The sequence below is a fragment of the Plantibacter sp. AC185 genome, assembly GCF_979258065.1.
Map to the genome: position 1 here is coordinate 4,026,906 of NZ_OZ409831.1, position 22,171 is coordinate 4,049,076.

Below are 22,171 nucleotides of genomic sequence, written 5' to 3' on the forward strand. Positions count from 1 at the left end.
GAGACGGATACCCCCACCGTGACACTGCAACCCACCGCGACGCCGACCCACTCGCAGCTCTTCACGAACGCCCGGGTGTTCACCGGCACCGACGAGACGGGCTTCGCCTCCGCGTTTCGCATCGTCGACGGCCGCTTCGACTGGGTAGGGGAGGCGTCCGCGGTCGCGGGGAAACCCGCGGTCGACCTCGGCGGACGCACCGTGCTCCCCGGCCTCATCGACAGCCACACCCACCCGGCGCTCATGGCTGCCACCGCCGTGGCCGCCGAGTGCTTCCCGCCGTCAGTGGTCTCCATCGAGGGACTCGTGGAGCGGCTGCGAGAGCACCAGGCGACGCTGACCGCGCCGAGCGCCTGGGTGCTCGGCCGAGGGTTCGACGACACGAAGTTCCCCGAGGGACGGATGCCGACCACAGCCGACCTCGACGCGGTGTCCGCAGAACGCCCCGTCCTCGTCTGGCGCTGCGACGCCCACTCCGCCGTCTGCAACACCGCGGCGCTCCGCCTCGCGGGCATCACGGCCGCCACACCCGACCCGGCCGGTGCGCGTATCGAACGCGGACCGGACGGCGAGCCGAACGGTGTCCTCACCGAGATCGCCGCGGTCGAGGCGGTCGCGAGGTTCATCCCGGTGCCGGAACGAGACGAACAGGTCGCCTCGCTCGTCGCGATCGGCGAGGAACTGGCCTCGCGAGGGATCGTCGCCGTATGCGACCTGCTGTCCAACCGACTGCACGACCCCCTCGACGCCTTCCGCGCCGCTGCCGCCAAGGGGCTCCGCACCCGCGTCGCCCTCTACCCGGGCTGGGACCCCTCCGCGCCACTCGCCGAGCTCACTCCGGACGATCGCGAGGGGCGGATCCGCATCGGCGGGGTGAAGGTCGTCCTCGACGGGGCCTACTCGAACCGCACCGCCTGGGTCGCCGAACCGTATCCCGAATCCTGCGACCACGGACTCCGACTCGTCGAGGACGACGACGTCCTCGCAGCCGGCGCCTGGGCTCGCCGCAACGGCGTCCAGCTCGCGGTGCACGCCATGGGCGACCGCGCCCTCGACCGCGTCGCGAGCCTCTTCGAAGACCAGGAGCCCTGGCTCGACGGCATCCCCTCCGTCCGCATCGAGCACGCGACCATCATCAGCGAGGAGTACGCCGAACGGCTCCGCTCCGCGCGCATGACGTTCGGGATCGCCACCCACACCGTGTTCTTCTTCGCCGAATACGACGGCTACGAGCTCGCCCTCCGCGCCGAACAGGTCCCCGACGCCTACCCGATCGCCCGGTTGTTCCGCACCATCGGGCCGCTCGCGCTCTCCTCCGACCGCCCGGCCACCGCCTGGAGCGGCGCCGACGACGTCATGCTCTCCGTCGAGGCCGCCGTCCGTCGACAGGCCTACAACGGCGCCGACTTCGTCCCCGAGGAAGCCATCAGCGTCGCCCAGGCGCTCCTGCTGTACACGGGACGAGCCGGCCTGCTCTCGCCGCTCGACAGCGTCGGTCGGATCGCCACGGGATACGACGGCAGCTTCGCCGTCCTCGACCGCGACGTCTTCTCCGTCCCCGCGGACGAGATCGCCACCGTCCGGGTCGCCGAGACCTGGATCCGCGGCGAGCAGGTGTACCGGCGCTCGACGCAGGACGACGGGGTGCGCTCGTGACCGGCTTCCAGGAGGACGCGACCGCGTTGCGCGACGAACTGATCGCCGTCCGACGCGAACTGCACCAGGCCGTCGAGGTCGGCCTCGACCTGCCAGTGACACAGGGGATCATCCTGCGCGAACTCGAGGGCCTCGGCCTGGAGGTCACGACGGGCATCGGACTCTCCTCGGTCGTCGCCGTCCTCCGGGGCGGCGCCCCGGGCCCCACCGTGCTGCTCCGTGCCGACATGGACGGTCTGCCGGTCACCGAGGCGACCGGGCTGCCGTTCGCATCGACCTCCGGGGCCATGCACGCCTGCGGCCACGATCTCCACATGGCGGGTCTCCTCGGTGCCGTCCGGCTGCTCGTCGCCCGTCGCGACGACCTCGCCGGCACGGTCGTGTTCATGTTCCAGCCCGGGGAGGAGGGCCAGGCCGGCGCGCGGATCATGCTCGAGGAAGATCTGCTCGACATCGCCGGAGAGCGACCCATCGCGGCGTACGCGCTGCACGTCGACTGCAGCACCCCACGCGGGCAGCTCGTCACGCGGGAGGGCGCGATGATGGCGAGTGCCAACGCGTTGCAGCTCACCGTCCGCGGGACGGGCGGTCACGCGGCGTTCCCGCACCTCGCCGTCGATCCGGTGCCGGTCGCCGCACACCTCATCCTCGCCGTGCAGACCTTCGCGGCCCGTCGGCTTCCGGCCACCGACCAGGCCGTCATCTCCATCACCCGGCTGAGCAGCGACTCCGAGGCCAGCAACGTGCTCGCCTCGGCCGTCAGCCTGGAGGCGAACATCCGCACGCTGTCGAAGGCGACGCTCGAGACGGTGCGCGAGCAGCTGCCTGAGTTGCTGACCGCGATCGCCGAGGCGCACGGCTGCACCCTCGAGTCGACGTTCATCGCGTCCTACCCCGTCACCGTCAACGACCCGGAGGAGACGCGGTTCGTCCTCAGCACGCTCGACGCGCTCGTGGGGCCCGACCGGGTCGTCCGGCAGGAGGTGCCGTCGATGGCGTCGGAGGACTTCGCCTACATCCTCGACGAGGTCCCCGGCACGCTCGTCTTCGTCGGTGCCGCCCCCGATGAGGGCTCCGTCGCCCTGCATTCCGAACGCGCGGTGTTCGATGACGGCGTCCTGGACCTGCAGTCCGCGGTGCTCGCCGAACTCGCCTGGAGACGTCTCCAGCTCGCGTGAGCGACGGTCGACCGTCCGGGTAGGGAGTGGCACATCCCGGACGTATCCGACAGCCGGGGCAGTGCATGTGCCCTGGATGGGTAGCATGGACACGTTCCGGATTCCGACGACGAAAGGGCGCGCGTGATCACCGCAGAGGACATCACGAGGCGCTCCGCGATCGCCGAGTACCAGGTCGTCGGTCGTCCGCCCGAGACGGACCTCGAGAGTCTCGTCCACCTCGCCGCGACCATGTGCGACGTGCCGACCGCCGTGATCAACATCATCGACGACCGGTTCCAGCACCAGATCGCTGCGGTCGGGTTGGAACCGGCGAGCTGCTCGCGCGAGGACTCGATGTGCGCGGTCGTGTTCCAACAGCAGGTGCGGACGATCGTCTCGGACGCTCGGGAGGACCCGCGCTTCGCGGCGAACCCCTTCGTCACCGGTGAGCTCGCCAGCGTCCGCTTCTACGCGTCGAGCCCGCTCGTCACCCCCGACGGCGTCCCGATCGGCACCCTGTGCATCTTCGACGACCGGGTCCGTGAGCTGACTCCGGAACAGGGCAAGGCCCTCGACCTCCTCGCGAGGCAGGTCGTCGACGTCCTCGAGCTGCTCCGCCTCACCTACGAGCTCGGCCAGTCCAACGAGCAGCTCGCCCAGTTCGCCGGCCAGGTGAGCCACGACCTGCGCAACCCGCTCATGGCGGTCTCCGGGTTCCTCGAGCTCGCGACCGACAGCCCGGACATGGTGAACGCGCCGCACGCGGCGAAGGCGCTCGCGCGAGCCGAGTCCGCCGCCGACCGGATGGCGGCGATGATCACCGACCTGCTCGACTTCGCCCGGATCGGTGGCGCCCGTCCGCGACGCGTCCCGATCGACCTCGGGCCGCTCGTGTCCTCGGTGGTCGAGGACCTCGATGCGACCATCACCTCGACCGGCGCGACCGTCGACGTCGACACGCCCTTCCAGGTGCAGGGCGACGAGACGCTGCTGGGCGCGCTGCTGCAGAACCTGATCGCGAACGCGGTGAAGTTCAGTGCAGCGGCCGGAGTCGTCCCGCACGTGCTGGTGCAGGCCGAGCGAGTCTCCGCCGGGGTGCTGGTCGCGGTCGAGGACAACGGTCCCGGTGTCGCTCCGGAGCAGCGAGAGCGGGTCTTCGACCTCATGGAACGCGCGGCGGGGAGCGAGGTCGCCGGCCTCGGCATCGGCCTCTCGACCTGTCGACGCATCGTCGAGGCGCACGGTGGCCGGATCGAGATCGACGAGTCGGGGCTCGGGGGAGCGAGCGTCTGGTTCCTGTTGCCCGACGCCCGATCAGCGGCCTGAGCCGCCCGCGCGTGCGCGGTGCCTGCGGACGCCCGACCGGTTGGCGCACCGCACCGAGCAGTAGCGCTGACGGCCGTTGCGGGTGACGTCGACGACGACCCTCCGGCAGGTGTCGCCCGGTTCGGTCCCCGCGGCACACCGACCGAGACGCTGCATCCCCCTGGTCGTCAGGTGGAGGGCCGTCCCGACGCTGATCACCGCGGCGAGGACCTCGGGGAGCGCCTGATGCTCGTCGCGGTAGTGCAGGTGCCACCCCTCGCCGTCGTGGTCCGTCAGCCGCGGGAACGCGGCGGCGGAAGCCATCTGGCGGTTGAGCGCGGCCGCCCTGGCCTGATCGTCTGCCGCGTCGACGACCGTCAGCCACTCGTCGACGACCTGGCGGACGCGGGCGTGGTCACGGGCCACCTCCGCGAAGGGCATCGTCATCCCGTGTTCGCGGGTGCGGGCGACGATGCCGTCCCGGTCGTCGGGCCAGTCGTTCGCCAGCGACGCGGCCAGGAGGACGGCGTACGAACCGTAAGGGTTGAGATGCATAACGCCATTACATCATGGTGGAGTCATGACCCTCCTCGACGCACCCCCGCAGTCCTCCGAACCCTCGCCGAACGCCCTCGACGCCTGCCGGCACACCTGGGCGACGGAGTCGGCGCACGCCACCTCGGAGGGGTCGCTGCGCTACCTCCGGTGCGCCGCCTGCAGCAGTCGTCGGGTGGAACTGCGACCCCACGACGACGCACCAGCCGTGCCGGTCACACGCCAGGACATCCCGCCACGGTGACGCGGCACGCTGACGTCGTCCCGCCATGCGCGTTAGCGTTGGACGAATGCGTGCGGGACCGCACCCGCCCAGTGACGAGAGGAACCCCATGAGCGCCGACGTCTGGCTCGACAAGGAATCACCCGAGGTCTATCAGGCGCTCGTCGAGACGGGCCGCGCCGCGGGTCGTGCGGCTCTCGACGCCGGCATCGACAAGCGGCTCATCGAGCTGATCCGGATCCGGGCCTCGCAGATCAACGGTTGCGCGTACTGCCTGCGTCTCCACGTCGCTGACGCGATCGCGCTCGGCGAGACCACGGAACGCCTCGCCATCCTGTCCGCCTGGCGCGACAGCGAGTACTTCAGCCCGGTGGAGCAGGCCGCACTCGCGATCACCGAGGACGTCACCCTCATCGCGGACGTCCAACACCGGCGGCGCCTGCCGGACGACGACCTGTCGACGCTCACGAACGGTCAGATCGCCGCGGTCCGGTGGCTGGCGATCGTGATCAACGCCTTCAACCGCGTCTCGATCACGAGCCACTACCCGGTGCACCCGGAGCAGGCGGACTGACGGCGGTCAGTCCTTCCGGCGCTTCGCGCCACGGAACCACGCTGCGACGCGGGTGCGCAGTCCGTCGGAGTACTCGTTCGAGAGGTCGAGGGTCTCCTTGCCGAGATCGCCGCCGTTCCTGATCGACTCGAGCGCACGCAGCGCCCGGGCCTCCTGCTCGGCGGCTCGCTTCCGGCGGTCCTCATCACCCATGCGCCCAGCCTAGACGGGGGTCCACGCCGGACCGTCCCGCTTCAGCACTGCTTCAGCTTGTCCGCGCCAGACTGGGACGCGCCGCTCGACCGTCGACCGGCACGGAGCCTGGAGGTCGCACGGATGCGGATACTCGTCGTGGACGATGAGGTGCGACTCGCCGACGGCGTTCGGAGAGGGCTCGAAGCGGAGGGCTTCGCGGTCGACGTCGCTGCGAACGGGGTCGACGGCCTCTGGATGGCCGGAGAACACCGCTACGACGCGATCATCCTCGACATCATGATGCCGGGCCTCAGCGGCTACCGCGTCTGTCAGCAGCTCCGCGACGCGGGCGACTGGACCCCGATCCTCATGCTCACGGCGAAGGACGGCGACTGGGACCAGGTCGAAGCCCTCGACACCGGTGCCGACGACTTCCTGAGCAAACCCTTCTCCTTCGCGGTGCTCGTCGCGCGGATCCGCTCACTCGTCCGACGTGGATCGCGGGAGCGGCCGGCGGTGCTCGAGGTCGGCGAACTGCGGCTCGACCCGGCGTCGAAGCAGGTCCACCGGGGCGACGTCCCGATCGACTTGACCTCGCGCGAGTTCGCGGTCCTCGAGTTCCTCATGCGACGCGGCGGCGAGGTGGTGTCGAAGCGCGAGGTGCTGCAGAACGTGTGGGACGACGACTTCGAGGGCGATCCCAACATCGTCGAGGTCTACGTCGGGCATCTCCGCAACAAGGTGGACCGCCCCTTCGAGCGGGCTTCGATCGAGACGGTGCGTGGGTTCGGATACCGGTTGGCGGGCGGGCGTGGCTGACGCCGGGCCGCACGGAGCGGTCGCGCCCCGACGGCGGCTGTGGCGGTCGGTCCGAGCCCGCGCGGCACTGGGATCGGTGCTCGCGGTCGGACTGTTCCTCGGGGTCGGCTCCGTCGCGTTCGTCGGCCTGTTCTCCGCGGCGCTCCGTTCCGGCGTCGAACAGAGCGCCTCGGCCGAGGCGGAGAGCGCCGCGGCGCAGCTGGCCGCGGCGGACGCGACGACGCTGCCCGAGGATGACGGTCGACTCCTGGTCCTCGTCGAGGACGGCCGTGTCGTGGACCGGACGGATGACGAGATCGAGCTCCCGACGCCGATCCCGGACGGTGACGTGTTCGTCTCGGTCGTCGACGACGAGCCGGTGGTGTTCGCCAGCGAGGACGTCGACGTCGACGGCCGTGACCTGGTCGTCCTCGCGGGCCGCTCCCTCGAGGAGACCGATGACGCCGTCGGACTCGTGTCGACGCTCCTGCTCATCGCGGTGCCCGTGCTCGTCGCCCTCGTCGGCGGCCTGACCTGGCTGCTCGTCGGGCGTGCGCTGGCGCCGGTGGAACGCATCCGCCGTGAGGTCTCGGAGCTGGGGGCCGGCGAACTGCACCGACGGATCGAGGTCCCCGACACGGGCGACGAGATCGGTCGCCTCGCCGGGACGATGAACGGCATGCTCGAGCGGCTCGAGGACGCCCAGATAGCGCAGCGGCGGTTCGTGTCGGACGCCTCCCACGAGCTCCGCTCACCGCTCGCGGTGATCAGGCAGTACGCCGAGGTGGCGGCGCTCCACCCGGACCGGGTCGACCCGGCCGAGCTGTCCTCGACGGTTCTCGAGGAGGGCGCCAGGATGCAGGGGCTCGTCGAGTCGCTGCTCTTGCTCGCGAAGCTCGACGAAGGGGCGACGGGCACCGCACGGCGCATGGTCGACGTCGACGACCTCCTACTGGCGGAGGCTGCTCGTCTCCGATCGGCCGGCGGACTGCGCGTCGAGTCCGCGGCCGTCGCGGCGGCGAGGGTCGACGGCGACGACGTCCTGCTCGCCCGGGTGGTGAGGAACCTCGTCGACAATGCCGTCCGGCACGCGCGCTCCGTGGTCCGACTGGGCTCCGCCACCGATGGTCGGTTCGTCAGGATATCCGTGGAGGACGACGGCCCCGGCGTGCCGGTCGAGTCCCGCGCACATGTGTTCGAACGGTTCGTCCGCCTCGACGAGAGTCGTTCGCGCGACGCCGGCGGTTCGGGCCTCGGCCTGGCGATCGTGGCCGACGTCGTGCGGCTGCACGGTGGATCGATCGAACTCGTCGACAGCGCGCTCGGCGGGGCGGCGTTCATCGTCACGCTCCCGGCGCCGTCCGCTTCCTGAACGCGGCTTCAGCTCGCTTCAGGTCCGCTTCAGCGCTCCTCGGACAGTCTGGGGCACATGAACGAGCACACCGCCTCCCAGCCCACCGATCCCACGCAGCCCACCGCAGCCACTGAGCGCATCGAGCCCGTCGAGCGCGTCGAGGCGACCGACCACCCCGCCATCCCCGCGACCCCGGCGACCACCGGGAAGCCGGCCTTCTGGCGCCGGAAGCCCGTGTGGATCACCGCGATCGTCGTGGGGGCCCTCGCCCTCGGTGGAGCCGGTGCCGCCTACGCCGTGGACGAGTTCGGAGACGCCGACGACGACCGCGTCGCGGCTGCGTCCAACACCGACCGCGACGGCGGCACCGCCATCGACGACGGTGACACCACGGCGGCCACCGATGATCGCGACGCCCGTGACGCAGACGACGTGCCGCTGACCGACACCGAGTTCGACGCGGCCTCGAAGGCAGCGCTCGCCGAGGCGAAGGGCGGCACCGTGACCGATGTGGACCGCAGCGACGACCCGGGCGAGGCGTTCGAGGTCGACGTCCTCCTCGAGAACGGCGACGAGCTCGAGGTCGCGCTCGACGCGGACTACGCCGTGGTCACGAGCGTGCTCGACCCGCGCGACTGACGGACGCACCCCGCCGGGTGCGGAACGACGAGGGCCGGACGGAATCCCAGGATTCCGTCCGGCCCTCGTCGTGTGCGTGCGAGCTAGGAACGCGGCTTGCGGTCGTACGAGCCGCCGCTCGTGCCACCCTCGTCGTCGCGTCGGCGGGCGGGGCCGCCACGGTCGGGACGGAGCTCGATGAGCTTGCCGCTGATGCGGGTGTTCTCGAGACGGTCGAAGACGTCGTTGCCGAGGCTCGCGGGGAGTTCGACGATCGAGAAGTCCGGCTTGATCTGGATCGCGCCGAAGTCCTCGCGTTTCAGACCGCCCTCGTTCGCGAGCGCGCCCACGATCTGACGCGGGTCGACCTTCTGGCGACGACCCACCGCGATGCGGTACGGAGCCATCGGTCCGCTGGACGGACGGCTGCGACGCTCGGGACGGTCGCCCTGATCGCCACGGTCGCCGCGGTCGAAGCGTGAGCCGCGGTCCCCGGAGTCACGACGGTCGCGACCGGCGCGGTCGTTGCCACGGTTGGTGTTGTCGAACTCCTCGCGGCGGCGGCGCTCGTCCTCGGCCGAGAGGAGCAGCGGCGTCTCGCCCTGGGAGACGACGGCCAGGGCCGCGGCGACGTCGGCCTCCGGGACGTCGTGGTGGGAGACGTAGTGGCCGATGATCTCGCGGAAGCGCTCGATGCGGTCGGTCTGGCCGAGTGCCTCGGTGATCGCGTCGTCGAAGCGGGTGAGGCGCGTGGCGTTGACGTCGTCGACGCTCGGCAGCTGCATCTGCGTGAGCGGCTGGCGGGTGGCCCGCTCGATGGCCTTCAGGAGGTGGCGCTCGCGCGGCGTGACGAAGCTGATCGCGTCGCCCGTGCGTCCGGCGCGGCCCGTGCGGCCGATGCGGTGCACGTAGGACTCGGTGTCGACGGGGATGTCGTAGTTGACGACGTGGCTGATGCGCTCGACGTCGAGACCGCGCGCGGCGACGTCGGTCGCGACGAGGATGTCGAGCTTGCCGGCCTTCAGCTGGTTGACGGTCCGCTCGCGCTGCACCTGGGCGACGTCGCCGTTGATGGCGGCCGCCGAGTAGCCGCGCGCCCGGAGCTTCTCCGCGAGCGTCTCGGTCTCGTTCTTCGTGCGCGTGAAGATGATCATCGCGCTGAAGTTCTCGGTCTCGAGGATGCGGGTCAGGGCGTCGACCTTCTGCGGGTACGAGACCGTCAGGTAGCGCTGCGTGATGCTGGCCGAGGTCGTGGTCTTCGTCTTGACCGTGATCTCTTCCGGGTTGTTCAGGTACTTCGCGGAGATGCGACGGATGGACGACGGCATCGTCGCGGAGAACAGCGCGACCTGCTTGTCCTTCGGGGTGTCGGCCAGGATCGTCTCGACGTCCTCGGCGAAGCCCATCTTCAGCATCTCGTCGGCCTCGTCGAGCACGAGGTACTTGAGCTCCGTGAGGTCGAGGGTGCCCTTCTCCAAGTGGTCCATGATGCGACCCGGCGTGCCGACGACGATGTGGACACCGCGACGGAGGGCCGACAGCTGGACGCCGTAGCCCTGGCCGCCGTAGACGGGCAGGACGTGGACGCCGCGCAGGTGCGTGGCGTACTTCTCGAACGCTTCGCAGACCTGGAGGGCGAGCTCACGGGTCGGTGCGAGGACGAGCGCTTGCGGCGTCTTCTGCGTGATGTCGAGGCGGGACAGGATCGGCAGGGCGAACGCCGCGGTCTTGCCGGTGCCCGTCTGTGCGAGGCCGACGACGTCGCGTCCCTCGAGCAGCAGCGGGATGGTGGCCGCCTGGATGGCGGACGGGGTCTCATAGCCGACGTCCTTGAGTACCTTGAGCACCGCGTCGTCGAGGCCGAGATCGGAGAAGGTCTGCGTAGCGCCGGCGGGTTCCGCCTCGGGCTGCGTCGTGGAATCAGAAGACGTCATACTCCTAACGGTAGTCGCAACGCAAGCGTTTGCAGGACATGGTCTGGAGCCGACCCGTCCGCGTCGTCGCCCGAGGCGTCCGCCTCACCGTCCTAGAGGCTGCCCCAGCGCGCCCGGGCACCGCAGAAGAGTCCGTAGGCGATGAGCCCGACGCCGACCACGAGCAGGATGACGACGCCGAACGGGAGCGCGGCCAATGCCGAGATGGCGCCGTCCATGCCGGAGGCCTTCTCGGGGTCCTGGGTCGCAGCGGCGACGATGAAGAGGATCCCGACCGTGACGAGCGCGACGCCCTTCGCGACCCATCCGACGACCCCGAGGACGACGACGGCACGCTTCGTCGTGCCGGTGGGCGGGTGCACGTCCTCGAGGAACTTCCGCGTGACGCCCTTGAAGACGAAGAAGCCGCCGATGCCGATGACCACGAGGCCGACGACGATGACGACGAACACCCCACCGGGGGAGGACAGGAGGGTCGCCGTGAGGCCCTGGCTGGACTGCGAGGAGTCCTGGCTGCCGCCGAGGGCGAAGGTCAGCGCGGTCGATCCGACGGCGAGGTAGGCGATCGCGCGTCCGGCGGTCGAGATCCGCTTGCTCCACCGCTTGCGGGTGTCGGATTCGCGCACGAGGAAGGCGGAGATCGCCGTCCAGAGACCGAGGGCGAACAGTCCGACGGCGACGACCCAGATGATGACGATCCCGCCGGGCGTGCCTGCAAGGGTCTTGAGCGCACCCGACTGGTCCGCGTCACCGCCGCCGCCGGATCCACCGCTCGCGCCGGACAGGGCGATGGAGATCGCGATCCCGCCGATGAGGACGTGGAGCAATCCGTTGACGGCGTGGCCGGTGCGGGCGAGGGTGCGGAGGGTCGTGCTGTTCTGTGCGGTTCCAGCGGCTTGGTCTGCGGCGGCGCGTGCGTTCTCAGGCATCAGACCACGGTAGCGGCCGGGTTCCCGACCGGAAGGGGGGTTGCGCGCCGCACCGGGGGACCGGCGTCGTCGATCGAGCACCGATCCGAGCGGTACCTCGTTTCCGAATGACACGCATGCCCGTGAACTCCTCGCGTCCTGCCCCGCCGGACGACCCCTCCGTGATCACCGCCGATGCGACCGCGCTCGGCCTGGGACGCGTCACGGTGGACACCGACATCGGACCGGTCACCGTCCGGGCGGGTCGTGAAGCGGGCGGACCGGCCACGATCCTGCTGCACGGCGCCGCCGGTTCCTGGACCACGTGGTCACCACTCCTCCGTGCCGACGACGAGCGGGGCGCGGTCGTCGACGACGTCATCGCCGTGGACCTCCCGGGGTGGGGTGAATCGGCGCTTCCCACCGCCGACCCGGTGACGGTCGGAGACCTCTCCGCAGCCGTCGCGACCGTCGCCCGCTCCCTCGGCTACCGGTCCTGGCGCGTGGTCGGGCATTCGCTCGGCGGCTTCGTCGCGCTCGACCTCGCCGTCCGCGAACCCGAGGCGACGATCCGGGTCGACCTCGTCTCACCGACGGGGATCGGCGTCGTCGAGGCGATCCGCCAGCCGGTCGGTGGCGGCGTCCGGCTCCCGTGGTTCGCGGGCATGCTCCTCGGCATGCGCGTGCTGCAGGCGCTCGGCGAACGCGGGCCGGGGCTCGTCCGCGCGCTGAACCGGATCGGCCTGCTCGCACCGCTCATGTCCCCCCTGTTCGGACGACGCCGGGACCTCGACCGGTCGGTCGTCGACGCGCTCGCAGCCGACGTCCGGCCGGCGTCGTTCCTCCTGGCTGCCCGAGCGGCCGCCGCCTACGACCTGCACGTCTGGCGCGGCGTGCGGTGTCCCGTCCGCTGCATGATGGGCGACCGCGACGTCTTCATCGGGCCCGACGATGCAGCCGTCCTCGCGGCCCTGGTCCCGGACGTCCGACTGCGCACACTGCCGGCGACCGGGCACTTCGCGGCGGTGGAACACCCGGAGGCCGTCCTGGAGCTCGTCACCTCCGAGTGATCCGCGTGGCCTCATGGGAGCAGCGACGTCGGCATCCGCTATCCTGGTCCTCTGCCCGACTTCGTGGTTGGGGTGGTTGATCGTCCGCACCGTGCTGCACTCGCGCCGTGTGCCGAGCATCGATCTGGGGCTGGAAACCCCCAGCACCCCCACCCCTCGCACGGAGGTCCTCCTTGTCTGCATCCGCAGCCACCGCATCGCATCCCACCACAGCACCGTCCGGTTCCCCGGCCCGCCGCTGGTGGGTCCTCGTCGTCCTCGCGATGACGCAGCTCATCGTCGTCCTCGACGGCACGATCGTGAACATCGCCCTTCCGGCAGCCCAGCAGGAGCTCGAGCTGTCCGACACGCAGCGTCAGTGGGTCGTCACGGCCTACGCGCTCGCGTTCGGCGCCCTGCTGCTGCTCGGTGGCCGCATCGCCGACTACTGGGGCCGGAAGCGCACCTACCTGGTCGGCATGGTCGGCTTCGGCGCCGCATCGGCCTTCGGTGGGTTCGCCCAGAGCGGGACCGAGCTCATCGTCGCCCGCGGTCTGCAGGGCGTGTTCGCAGCGCTCATGGCACCTGCCGCACTCGCGCTCCTCACCGTCACCTTCTCCCACGGACGCGACCGCAACACGGCCTTCGCCGTCTTCGGCACCGTCGCCGGTGCGGGAGCGGCCGTCGGCCTGATCCTCGGCGGCGTGCTCACCGAGTTCGTCGACTGGCGCTGGTGTCTCCTCGTCAACGTACCGTTCGTGATCGTCGGACTCATCGCCGGCCTCATCCTCGTGACCGAGAGCAAGGCCGAGGGCGACAACCGCTACGACTGGCTCGGCGCGATCACGGTCATCCTGGGCCTCGGTTCCCTCGTCTACGGCTTCACGCTGGCCGAGGGCGGCTGGGGGAGCGCCGACACCATCGGGTTCCTCGCGCTCGGTGCGGGACTCCTCTCCCTCTTCGTCTTCATCGAGATGCGCGTCGCGCAGCCCCTGCTCCCGCTGCGCATCGTGGCGGACCGGGTCCGCGGCGGTGCCTTCCTCATGCAGATGATCGTCGGCAGCGTCATGATCGGGGCCCTGCTCTACCTGACGTTCCACCTGCAGATCGTGCTCGGCTTCCCGCCGCTCGAGGCCGGCATCGCGACCCTCCCGATGACCGTCGCGATCATGATCGTCGCCCCGATCGCCACGAAGCTCCTGCCGGCCATCGGCCCGCGCCCGCTGCTCATCGTCGGTCCGCTCATCGCGGCGGCCGCCCTCGTGTACCTCAGCCGCATCACGGCGGACGGCGACTACTTCGTCCAGGTGCTGCCTGCGCTCCTCGTGCTCGGGATCGGCATGGCGATGATCTTCGTCCCGATGCAGAACCTCGCGCTGACGGGCGTCGCGCCGCACGACGCCGGTGCGGCCTCCGCCACGGCGAACGCCTCCATGCAGATCGGTGGGTCGATCGGCCTGTCGGTCTTCACCACGGTCTACGCGAGTGTCACCGACCAGGCGACGGTCACCGATCAGGCGTCGCAGCTCGTGGCGTTCACCCAGGGCTACTCGGCGGCGTTCATCGCGGCTGCGGTCGGCCTCGTGATCGCGAGCGTCATCGCCATCGTCTGCATCCGCGGTCGCAAGGAGGACCTCCTGCCCTCGGGCGACCAGCAGGCCGTCCACCTGGGCTGAGCGGGACGGCCCTGCCTCGTCGAGCGCAAGCCTCCTGACAGCAGGGTGCCGTCGGCGTACGGTGTCCGACATGGCCAGCACCGCGATTGTCCTCACCGTCCCCGGACCGCACGGCGACCGCGAGGTGCGTCTCTCCAGTCCCGACCGCGTGCTCTGGGAGGAGTCCGGTGTCACGAAGCGGGAGCTCGCGGAATACCTCATCGAGGTCGCGCCGGCCTTCCTCGCCGCCAACGGCGACCGGCCGGTGTCCCTCCAGCGGTTCCCGGGCGGTGTGGACGGTGAGTGGTTCTTCTCGAAGAACCCGCCGAAAGGAGCACCCGAGTACGTCCGGGCGGTCGACGTCGTGTATCCGAGTGGCCGGCGGCATCCGCAACTCGTCCTCGACGAGGCGGCTGCGGTCGTCTGGGCTGCGCAGATGAACACGGTCGTGTTCCACCCGTGGCCGTCACGGGCATCGGACACCGACCACCCCGACGAACTGCGGATCGACCTCGACCCGCAGCCGGGAACCGACTTCGCCGACGCCGTGCGCGTTGCGGGCTCACTGCGGGAGCTGCTGACGGAGGTCGGACTGACGGCGTTCGTGAAGACCTCCGGCAACCGAGGTGTCCACGTGTTCGCGCCCATCGTGCCGGAGCGCGAGTTCCTCGACGTCAGGCACGCCGTGATCGCGGCGGCTCGGGAACTGGAGCGACGGGATCCCGACCGCGTCACGACCTCGTGGTGGAAGGAGGAGCGCGGTGAACGCATCTTCGTCGACTACAACCAGGCGAACCGCGACCGGACGATGGCCGGCGCCTACAGCCCGCGTGCGCTGGCCTCGGCGACCGTCTCGTGCCCCGTGACCTGGGACGAACTCCCCGAGATCGATCCGGGCGCCTTCACCGTGCGGACCGTCCCGGAGCGACTCCGGACGACCGGAGACCCGTGGGCCGGCATGCACGACACCGCCGGGCGCATCGACGTCCTCCTGCAGTGGTGGGAGCGGGACCTCGAGCAGGGACTGGGGGAGCTCCCGTTCCCTCCCGACTTCCCGAAGATGCCGGGCGAGCCGCCGCGGGTGCAGCCGAGTCGCGCCAGACACTCCGAGGACTGAGCCCACCCGGACGCACGAACGCCCGGTGATCGTGGATCACCGGGCGTTCTGCTGAATCAGGGCGCTATTCGGCCTTGCCGAGGGCGAAGCGGACGCCGCCCTGCTCGTCGATCTGCGCGTCGAGGACCGCGTCGCTCAGGGCGACGGCTGCGGACTCCTCGAGGAAGACGGTCGCTCCGGCGCTCTCGATGACCTGGTCGGCCTCGTGCGGTGTCGCCGTCATGGTGACTTCGAAGTTGTTGTCGTCGGAGCTGCTGCTGATGCGCAGTCCGGCGCCGTGCGTGAGCGACGACGCGTCGTCCGGGACGACCAGTCCCGGGGTGAGTGGTGCGTTCTCGGCGAGGGTCTTGACGACTCGGCCGGCGTTCTCGGTCAGGGTGAGCATGTGTGTTCTCCGTTCCGTTCGCGAATACGAGTTCCCCACCTTGCTCGGGTTCGCGGCAGGATGCCACCCTGAGGCCGATCCTCTGCGGGAACTGCCAAGCAACTCTGCAGGGATTCACACCTCCGCGCCGCTCGTAGCACAGCTCGGGTGATCGTCCCTTGGGGGTTCGTCCGGTGGAGTGGGCTGCTAGCGTCGAACGTGCTGTCCGGCGCGTGCATCCCGCCCCACGGCACCCCCAACACCCCCAGCCCGAGGAGTCCTATGACCACCGTCGCCGCCATCATCAAGCCCACCGCCGACGCGCCTTTCGAGGTCGGCACCATCGAGCGCCGTGCGCCGCGCGCCAACGACGTCGTCATCGACGTCCACTACGCCGGCATCTGCCACAGCGACATCCACCAGGCCCGCGAGGAATGGGGCAAGGCCATCTTCCCGATGGTCCCCGGCCATGAGATCGCCGGCATCGTCACCGAGGTCGGCGACGCGGTCACCAAGCACCAGGTCGGCGACCGCGTCGGCATCGGCTGCTTCGTCGACTCCTGCCGCGAGTGCGAGAACTGCCTCGCCGGCGAGGAGCAGTTCTGCCTGAAGGGCAACGTCGCCACCTACAACGGCCGTGAGTACGACGGCGAGCCCACGTACGGCGGCTACAGCAAGCAGATCGTCGCCGACGAGAACTATGTGCTGAGCATCCCCGAGGGCATCGAGCTCGACGTCGCGGCACCCCTGCTGTGCGCCGGCATCACCACCTACTCGCCGTTGAAGCACTGGGGCGCCGGTCCCGGCAAGCAGGTCGCCATCGTCGGGATGGGTGGCCTCGGTCACATGGGCGTCAAGATCGCCCACGCCCTCGGTGCAGAGGTGACCGTGCTCAGCCAGACGACCTCGAAGGAGGAGGACGGCAAGCGCTTCGGGGCCGACCACTACTACGCGACCGGTGAAGAGGGCACCCTGAAGTCGCTCCGCGGACGCTTCGACCTCATCATCAACACGGTCTCCGCCGACCTCGACATCGACGCCTACCTGTCGACCCTCAAGCTCAACGGCTCGATGGTCTTCGTCGGACTGCCCGAGAACACGCAGCAGTTCCGGGTGTTCTCGCTCGTCGGTGGCCGCCGCTCGCTCGCGGGCTCGAACATCGGCGGCATCCGCGAGACGCAGGAGATGCTCGACTTCTGCGCCGAGCACGGCATCGGCTCGCAGATCGAGCTCATCGGTGCCGACGAGGTCGAGGGCGCCTACGACCGCGTGGTCCGCAGCGACGTCCGCTACCGCTTCGTCATCGACACGGCGACGATCGGCTGATCGCACCGATACCCTGAGAGCATGATCCGGCTCCCGTTCCGTCGTCCAGGCGGAGCGGGAGCCGTTCCTCGTGAGCCTCTTGGCCGCGAGGTCCTCGTCCTCGGCGGTGTCGCGTTCTTCGTGATGCTCGGGTTCGGTGTCGTGATCCCGGTCCTGCCCGTGTACGTGCGCAGTTTCGGCGTCGGTTACCTCGAGGTCGGGGCGGTCGTTTCGGTCTTCGCGCTCATGCGGCTCATCGCGAACCCGTTCGTGGGTGCGCTCGTCGACCGGATCGGTGAGCGGGTGGTGTTGGCCACCGGCATCGGGATCGTCGCGGTGTCGAGCGCGCTCGTCGGGCTCGCGGCGGACTATCCGCAGCTGCTCCTGCTCCGCGGGGTCGGAGGGATCGGGTCGGCGATGTTCTCCGTCGCCGCGATGACGCTGCTGCTGCGCACCACCCCACCGCACCGTCGTGGACGGGCGGTCGGGTTCTACCAGGGCGGGTTCCTCGTCGGCGGTATGGCCGGGCCGGCCGTCGGTGGCCTGCTCGCGACCATCTCGCTCACGGCACCCTTCTTCTTCTACGCCGGGACCCTCGCGGTCGCCGGCCTCCTCGGACTCGTGATGCTGCGCGGCAGTCGGATCGCCGCGCCAATCGAGACCGCCACGCAGGCCGAGCCCTTCCGCACCGTCCTCGCCGATCGCCGGTACCAGGCGGCGCTCCTCGCGAACTTCGCGAACGGGTGGGCGTCGATGGGCGTCCGTGGCGCACTCGTGCCGGTCCTCGTCGTGGAGGCGCTCCATGAGGAGGCCGCCTGGACCGGGATCGCCTTCGCGATCGCCGCTGTCGCGCAGACGCTCGCGCTCGGTCCCGCCGGCCGCTTCGTCGACACCGTCGGACGGCGACCCGCGATGCTCGTCGCGTTCCCGGTCGCGGCGGCGGCGCTGCTCGCCATGCCGTTCGTCGGCGAGCTCTGGCTGCTGGTCGTCGCCCTGTGCGTCTACGGTGTCGCGGCGGCCTTCCTCGGGACCGCTCCGGCGGCTGCCGTCGGAGACGCCGCGGGTGGTCGGGGAGGCCGGGCCGTCGCGGTGTTCCAGGCGACGTCCGACCTCGGCGCCATCGTCGGCCCGCTGGTCGCCGGCGCACTGCTCGACGCCTTCTCGTTCCCCGCGGCCTTCGGTTCCGCGGTCGTGCTCATGCTGCTCGTCCCCGTGCTCGCGGCCCGCATGCCACGGGAGCACCGGAACCAGTCAGCGACCGCTTAGCGGGACCGGAGTCGCAGGCCCACCGAGGTGGTGATGTCCTCGCGCTGACCACCGGAGTGGACGAGTTGCTCGCCGTCGACCGTCAGCTGGCTGGCGTGTTCCGCGAGTGCCGCGGCGACGACCGGGAGGCGGTGCTCGAGTGGGAACCACACGGCGTCGTCGCCCACCGGCTCGAGGTCGGTGCGGTGGTGCACGAGTTCCGCGAACGGCACCCCGCTCCTCCGTGCCGCGATGATCGCGGCCTCGTGCATCCGGAGATGGTCCGGGTGCCCGTACCCGCCACCGTGGTCGTAGCTGATGACCAGGTCCGGCGAGACGTGTCCGATGAGCGCGACGAGGTCGTCGGCGACGTCGTCGAGCGGCGCGAGTGAGAACGCGCCGGGGGAGACGTCGTCAGCGGGGCCGGCGAGTCCCTCGCGCACCCACCGCATGCCCGAGTCAACGTATCGCGTCGACGTCCCCGGCCGGGCCGCCGGACTCGTGCCCAACCAGAACTGCTCGGCTACGCCGAGCGTCCGGCAGGCGGCGGCGAGCTCCGACTCACGGTGGGACGCGAGTGCAGCGGTGCCGGCGAGAGACCGGAGCGGGCCGTCGACGACCTCGCCGCGCTCGCCTCGCGTGGCCGTCACGAGGACGACGCGAGCACCGTGGTCCACGAGCTCGGCGATGAGGGCACCCGAGGCGAGCGTCTCGTCGTCGGGGTGAGCGTGTGCGAACAGGACGGTGCGCCCGCTGTCGACGAGCGGGAGGAGTCCGCGGTTCACGAGGCCGAGGTCGCCGGAGCGGTGACGACGGCCGGAGTGGTGTCGAGCAAGGGACGGTAGACGTCGACGAGGGCGTCTCCCGAGCGCTGCCAGTCGAACCGCTCCGCCCGACGTCGCGCTGCCGAGCCGAGCTGCGCGAGCCGCCCCGGGTCGCCGAGGATGGACGCGACCGCAGCACCCCAGACCTGCGGGTCGCGGGAGTCGATGACGATGCCCGTCTCACCGTCGACGACGGCCTCCCGCAAGCCGCCCGAGGCGGCCACGACGGTGGGCACACCGCTCGCCGCGGCTTCCAGCGCGACGAGACCGTACGTCTCCGAGTGGGAGGGGACGAGCACGAGCGTGCTCTCGCGGAACAGCGTGGCGAGCCCGACGCGCGACTGCGGCCCGACGAAGCGGACGTCGTCGGCGACACCGAGGTCGTGGGCGAGCGCGGCGAGTTCCTCGGCGTAGCGGTCGTAGTCGACCGAGACGTCACCGGCGATGACGAGTTCGGGGCGGAGCTCGGGCGCGACCGCTGCGATGGTCTCGATGGCGAGGTCGAAGCCCTTCAGCGGGTGGAGGCGACCGGCGACCACCGCGGTCGGACGACCGGACCGGGTGCCGTCGAGCGGATGGAACAGCGTCCCGTCGACCCCGGGTGGCACGATCGACACCCGATCGGCGCGGGCTCCGAGCCGGGTGATCGCGGTGTCGGCCTCGGCTGCACTGATCGCGACGACCGCGTCCGACTCCGCGGCGAGCCGTGCCTCGCCGGCCAGGCGCCCGGGGGACTCGGCGCGCTCGCCGTGCGAGAGCGGCGTGGTGGACTCGGCGGCGATGCTGTGGAAGCTCTGCACGTGCGGGATCCCCAGCTCCCGCGCGAGGGGGAGTGCGGCCATGCCGGAGAACCAGTGGTGGGCGTGCAGGACGTCGTATCGCGGCAGTCGGGCGAGTTCGGAGCGGAAGTCCTCGACGAACTCCTCATGCCGACCCTTCGCGACCGGCTCGGCGGGACCGGCGTCGAGGAAGCGCAGGGTCACGCCGGGGGCGAGGGATGCGGCGGACGGCTGGTCGGCCGAAGAACGCCGGGTGATGACGTCGACCTCGTGGCCCGCTGCGCCCATCGCGACGGCCTGATGACGGACCACGACGTTCATCCCGCCGGCGTCACCGGAACCCGGCTCGTCACCGGGACTGGTGTGGAGCGAGATCATCGCGATGCGGAGGGGCTGGGGTTGCGAGGGCACCAGACGAGCCTAGTAGCCGTGGGCGTCCCGGCCCCTCGTGACGGAGACACCAGAACGTGCTCGCGCATGCGACGCCGGAGCGTGAGAATGATCGCGAGACGAGCGCGACGATGCGCCCGCCCAGGCGAAAGGGACGATCATGACGACGCTCAACCCGTACCTCGGCTTCCGCGGGACAGCCCGTGAAGCGATGGAGTTCTATCAGGGGGTCTTCGGTGGCGAACTGACGGTGTCGACGTTCGGCGACTTCGGCGCCGCGGTCGAGCCGGACGAGGTCGATCTGGTGATGCACTCCCAGCTGACCGGCGATGCCGGGGTCGTCTTCATGGGATCGGACACGCCGAAGCACATGGACGACCGCGAGGGCAGCAACTTCTCGATGTCGCTGAGCGGGTCGGACACCGACGAGACCCAACTGCGCGAGTACTTCGAGCGGCTCTCGGATGGCGGCACCGTCCAGCAGCCGCTGAGCGTGGCCCCCTGGGGCGACTCCTTCGGCATGGTGCAGGACCGCTTCGGGATCACCTGGCTGGTGAACATCGCCGCCCCGGCAGCCGCGTAGCCGGGGAACACTTCCACCTGAACAAGCCCGGCGAGGGACCTCCCGTTCCGGTGATCTTCTCCCGGTCCCTGAGCTTGTCGAAGGGCTCGCGTAGGCACTTCGACAGGCTCAGTGACCGGGAGAGGTGCACTCGCATTCACTCCGTTCGCCGAGCCCCCTCTCCGGTCCCTGAGCCTGTCGAAGGGCGCGCCAGAGACCCCGCGAAGCCCGTATCTCTCTTTCGGTCCCTGAGCTTGTCGAAGGGCGCACGAGGAACTTCCCCAACCGTCACGACTCAGCATCTGGAATGTCAGTGGTCCATGCTGGACTTGTTCCATGACCGAGACCACCCTCACCGCGACCCGCGTCGGCGACGAATACGCCGCGCAGCTGGCGGAGTTCTCGGACGAGTGGGCGGAGATCCACCGGCAACAGGCCGTCCTCGACGCACGCAAGGCGCGTCTCCTGGCCCGCTCCGCCGCCTACGCGGACGCGTTCGCGGATGCCATGGTCCCGGCGATCTTCCCGCCGGCCGAACGCCAGGCCCTCTCCCGTCGGTCGACCTGTGCAGCACTCGCGATGGCGACCCGAATACCGGAACGGACGATCCAGCGTGCGACGAACGACGCCGAACGTCTCGTCAACGAAGCGCCGGCCGTGCTCGAGTCGCTGGAGGCAGGCCGTATCTCGGTGCGGCATGCGCAGGTGATCACCGACCAGCTCAGCGACATCCCTGCTGCTGGGCGGGCGGTGTTCCTCGAACAGGTTCTCGTCGTCGCCGAGCGCACCACTGTCGCTGGCCTCCGCACGAGCGCCCGCGTGCTCCGGGAGCGCCTGCACCCCGAATCGATCACCGCGCGCGCAACCCGCTCTGAGGCCGACCGCCGCGTCGAGTTCGAGCCCGCCGCCGACGGCATGGCCTGGGTGCATCTCTTCACCACGGCACCCATCGCGCAGGGCATCATCGAGCGGATCGAGGCGGCGGCAGCGGAGTCGCGCGCTGCGGGTGACACTCGCACCTGCGCGCAGCTGCAGGCAGACGCCCTGGCAGCACTCGCGCTCACCGGTTTCACGCCGGAAGACGTGGCGTCGAGCCCGGTGCTCCCGCACCCCATCGAGGTCCAGGAGCACATCAAGCCGACCGTGCAGATCACCGTCCCGGCGCTGAGCATGGCCGGCGTCAGCGACGCACCGGCCATGCTGGACGGCTACGGCCCGATCGATCCCGAGACCGCCGCCCGGCTCGCGGTGAACGCGCCCAGCTTCACCCGGATCCTCGTCCAGCCAGAGACGGGTGCGGTCTTGTCGGTTGGGCGGAATCAGTACCGGGTTCCCGCCGACCTCCAACGGGCAGTGCGGCTTCGGGACGGCACCTGTCGGGCACCCGGTTGCGGGAGGCGCGCCCGGGCCTGCGACCTCGACCATTCGGTCGCGTGGGACGACGGCGGCACAACAGATGTCGGCAACCTCGCCTGCCTCTGCCGACATCACCACCGGATGAAGCACCTCCCCGGGTGGAACCTCGACCACGGGCCCGGCGGGGTACTCGAATGGACGACACCCGACGGGAAGCAGTATCGGACCGAACCGGATCCCGCACCGTTCTGACCGTTTCCGGCCTC

Annotated in this window: 22 protein-coding genes; 15 read left to right on the top strand and 7 right to left on the bottom strand. The window is 70.5% G+C overall.

Features of this window, described 5'->3' with window-relative positions; all coding sequences use genetic code 11:
• Positions 1-18: 18 nt before the first annotated feature.
• The 3 genes from ACZZZB_RS18760 to ACZZZB_RS18770 all read left to right on the top strand — a co-directional run bounded on the left by ACZZZB_RS18760 (position 19) and on the right by ACZZZB_RS18770 (position 4,142).
• A complete protein-coding gene (locus ACZZZB_RS18760) occupies positions 19-1,656 on the top strand; it encodes an amidohydrolase (protein ID WP_463530466.1) in 1,638 nt (545 codons plus the stop codon).
• Entirely contained in the window at positions 1,653-2,834 is a 1,182-nt protein-coding gene (locus ACZZZB_RS18765; protein ID WP_463530467.1) for a M20 metallopeptidase family protein, read from the top strand. Before ACZZZB_RS18760 ends, ACZZZB_RS18765 begins: the two co-directional genes overlap by 4 nt.
• Before the next feature lie 123 nt (positions 2,835-2,957).
• Positions 2,958-4,142 carry a sensor histidine kinase gene (locus ACZZZB_RS18770; RefSeq protein WP_463530468.1) on the top strand — a complete coding sequence of 395 codons (1,185 nt, stop codon included), beginning with the start codon at positions 2,958-2,960 and terminating at the stop codon, positions 4,140-4,142.
• Here ACZZZB_RS18770 and ACZZZB_RS18775 read toward each other — a convergent pair.
• Positions 4,131-4,676 (bottom strand): CGNR zinc finger domain-containing protein, encoded by a 546-nt coding sequence (locus ACZZZB_RS18775; protein ID WP_426737990.1) that lies wholly within the window; start codon positions 4,674-4,676, stop codon positions 4,131-4,133. The two genes, ACZZZB_RS18770 and ACZZZB_RS18775, sit on opposite strands and share 12 nt — an antisense overlap.
• A gap of 25 nt (positions 4,677-4,701) precedes the next feature.
• Between ACZZZB_RS18775 and ACZZZB_RS18780 the strand changes: the two genes are divergently transcribed.
• Positions 4,702-4,920, top strand: coding sequence for a hypothetical protein (locus ACZZZB_RS18780; protein ID WP_463530469.1), 219 nt, complete (start codon positions 4,702-4,704; stop codon positions 4,918-4,920).
• Positions 4,921-5,008: 88 nt separating this feature from the next.
• Complete coding sequence (locus tag ACZZZB_RS18785; protein WP_079706065.1) at positions 5,009-5,473, top strand: carboxymuconolactone decarboxylase family protein; 465 nt, start codon at positions 5,009-5,011, stop codon at positions 5,471-5,473.
• A gap of 6 nt (positions 5,474-5,479) precedes the next feature.
• Here the strand turns inward: ACZZZB_RS18785 and ACZZZB_RS18790 are convergent, their stop codons facing one another.
• Positions 5,480-5,665 carry a hypothetical protein gene (locus ACZZZB_RS18790; RefSeq protein WP_192017873.1) on the bottom strand — a complete coding sequence of 62 codons (186 nt, stop codon included), beginning with the start codon at positions 5,663-5,665 and terminating at the stop codon, positions 5,480-5,482.
• A 123-nt stretch (positions 5,666-5,788) separates the two neighbouring features.
• On the opposite strand from ACZZZB_RS18790, the gene ACZZZB_RS18795 reads away from it, so the two are divergent.
• Genes ACZZZB_RS18795 through ACZZZB_RS18805 form a run of 3 tightly spaced genes read left to right on the top strand, consistent with a single transcriptional unit; the run spans position 5,789 to position 8,438 of the window.
• Positions 5,789-6,466 (top strand): response regulator transcription factor, encoded by a 678-nt coding sequence (locus ACZZZB_RS18795; protein WP_079706060.1) that lies wholly within the window; start codon positions 5,789-5,791, stop codon positions 6,464-6,466.
• Entirely contained in the window at positions 6,459-7,817 is a 1,359-nt protein-coding gene (locus tag ACZZZB_RS18800; RefSeq protein WP_463530470.1) for a sensor histidine kinase, read from the top strand. The genes ACZZZB_RS18795 and ACZZZB_RS18800 overlap by 8 nt, the downstream gene beginning before the upstream one ends.
• Positions 7,818-7,874: 57 nt before the next feature.
• On the top strand, positions 7,875-8,438 hold the full coding sequence (locus tag ACZZZB_RS18805) for a hypothetical protein (RefSeq protein ID WP_463530471.1): 564 nt from the start codon (positions 7,875-7,877) through the stop codon (positions 8,436-8,438).
• A gap of 83 nt (positions 8,439-8,521) precedes the next feature.
• On the opposite strand, the gene ACZZZB_RS18810 is transcribed toward ACZZZB_RS18805, so the two are convergent.
• Positions 8,522-10,351 (bottom strand): DEAD/DEAH box helicase, encoded by a 1,830-nt coding sequence (locus ACZZZB_RS18810; RefSeq protein ID WP_159878916.1) that lies wholly within the window; start codon positions 10,349-10,351, stop codon positions 8,522-8,524.
• 92 nt (positions 10,352-10,443) lie between these two features.
• Positions 10,444-11,280 (bottom strand): DUF1206 domain-containing protein, encoded by an 837-nt coding sequence (locus tag ACZZZB_RS18815; protein WP_192004832.1) that lies wholly within the window; start codon positions 11,278-11,280, stop codon positions 10,444-10,446.
• A gap of 116 nt (positions 11,281-11,396) precedes the next feature.
• Here ACZZZB_RS18815 and ACZZZB_RS18820 point away from each other — a divergent pair, with 116 nt between their 5' ends.
• The 3 genes from ACZZZB_RS18820 to ligD all read left to right on the top strand — a co-directional run bounded on the left by ACZZZB_RS18820 (position 11,397) and on the right by ligD (position 15,080).
• The gene (locus tag ACZZZB_RS18820; protein ID WP_463530472.1) at positions 11,397-12,329 is read left to right on the top strand and encodes an alpha/beta fold hydrolase; all 933 of its coding nucleotides are present in this window, start codon (positions 11,397-11,399) and stop codon (positions 12,327-12,329) included.
• 173 nt (positions 12,330-12,502) lie between these two features.
• Positions 12,503-13,984: an MFS transporter gene (locus ACZZZB_RS18825; RefSeq protein ID WP_463530473.1), complete on the top strand. Its 1,482-nt coding sequence runs from the start codon at positions 12,503-12,505 to the stop codon at positions 13,982-13,984.
• 70 nt (positions 13,985-14,054) lie between these two features.
• Positions 14,055-15,080, top strand: a complete 1,026-nt coding sequence (gene ligD / locus ACZZZB_RS18830; RefSeq protein ID WP_463530474.1) for a non-homologous end-joining DNA ligase — start codon at positions 14,055-14,057, stop codon at positions 15,078-15,080.
• Between the two features lie 64 nt (positions 15,081-15,144).
• On the opposite strand, the gene ACZZZB_RS18835 is transcribed toward ligD, so the two are convergent.
• Positions 15,145-15,465 carry a hypothetical protein gene (locus ACZZZB_RS18835; protein WP_064295440.1) on the bottom strand — a complete coding sequence of 107 codons (321 nt, stop codon included), beginning with the start codon at positions 15,463-15,465 and terminating at the stop codon, positions 15,145-15,147.
• Positions 15,466-15,726: 261 nt separating this feature from the next.
• Between ACZZZB_RS18835 and ACZZZB_RS18840 the strand changes: the two genes are divergently transcribed.
• Both ACZZZB_RS18840 and ACZZZB_RS18845 read left to right on the top strand, forming a co-directional pair.
• A complete protein-coding gene (locus tag ACZZZB_RS18840) occupies positions 15,727-16,770 on the top strand; it encodes an NAD(P)-dependent alcohol dehydrogenase (protein WP_064296121.1) in 1,044 nt (347 codons plus the stop codon).
• Between the two features lie 21 nt (positions 16,771-16,791).
• Complete coding sequence (locus ACZZZB_RS18845; RefSeq protein WP_192017880.1) at positions 16,792-18,015, top strand: MFS transporter; 1,224 nt, start codon at positions 16,792-16,794, stop codon at positions 18,013-18,015.
• On the opposite strand, the gene ACZZZB_RS18850 is transcribed toward ACZZZB_RS18845, so the two are convergent.
• Positions 18,012-18,779, bottom strand: coding sequence for a PIG-L deacetylase family protein (locus tag ACZZZB_RS18850; protein ID WP_192017881.1), 768 nt, complete (start codon positions 18,777-18,779; stop codon positions 18,012-18,014). The two genes, ACZZZB_RS18845 and ACZZZB_RS18850, sit on opposite strands and share 4 nt — an antisense overlap.
• Positions 18,776-20,008 (bottom strand): glycosyltransferase, encoded by a 1,233-nt coding sequence (locus ACZZZB_RS18855; RefSeq protein ID WP_192017882.1) that lies wholly within the window; start codon positions 20,006-20,008, stop codon positions 18,776-18,778. Before ACZZZB_RS18855 ends, ACZZZB_RS18850 begins: the two co-directional genes overlap by 4 nt.
• 139 nt (positions 20,009-20,147) lie before the next feature.
• Here ACZZZB_RS18855 and ACZZZB_RS18860 point away from each other — a divergent pair, with 139 nt between their 5' ends.
• Both ACZZZB_RS18860 and ACZZZB_RS18865 read left to right on the top strand, forming a co-directional pair.
• Positions 20,148-20,570: a VOC family protein gene (locus tag ACZZZB_RS18860; RefSeq protein WP_463530475.1), complete on the top strand. Its 423-nt coding sequence runs from the start codon at positions 20,148-20,150 to the stop codon at positions 20,568-20,570.
• Positions 20,571-20,885: 315 nt separating this feature from the next.
• Positions 20,886-22,157 (top strand): HNH endonuclease signature motif containing protein, encoded by a 1,272-nt coding sequence (locus tag ACZZZB_RS18865; RefSeq protein WP_463530476.1) that lies wholly within the window; start codon positions 20,886-20,888, stop codon positions 22,155-22,157.
• Positions 22,158-22,171 lie beyond the last annotated feature (14 nt).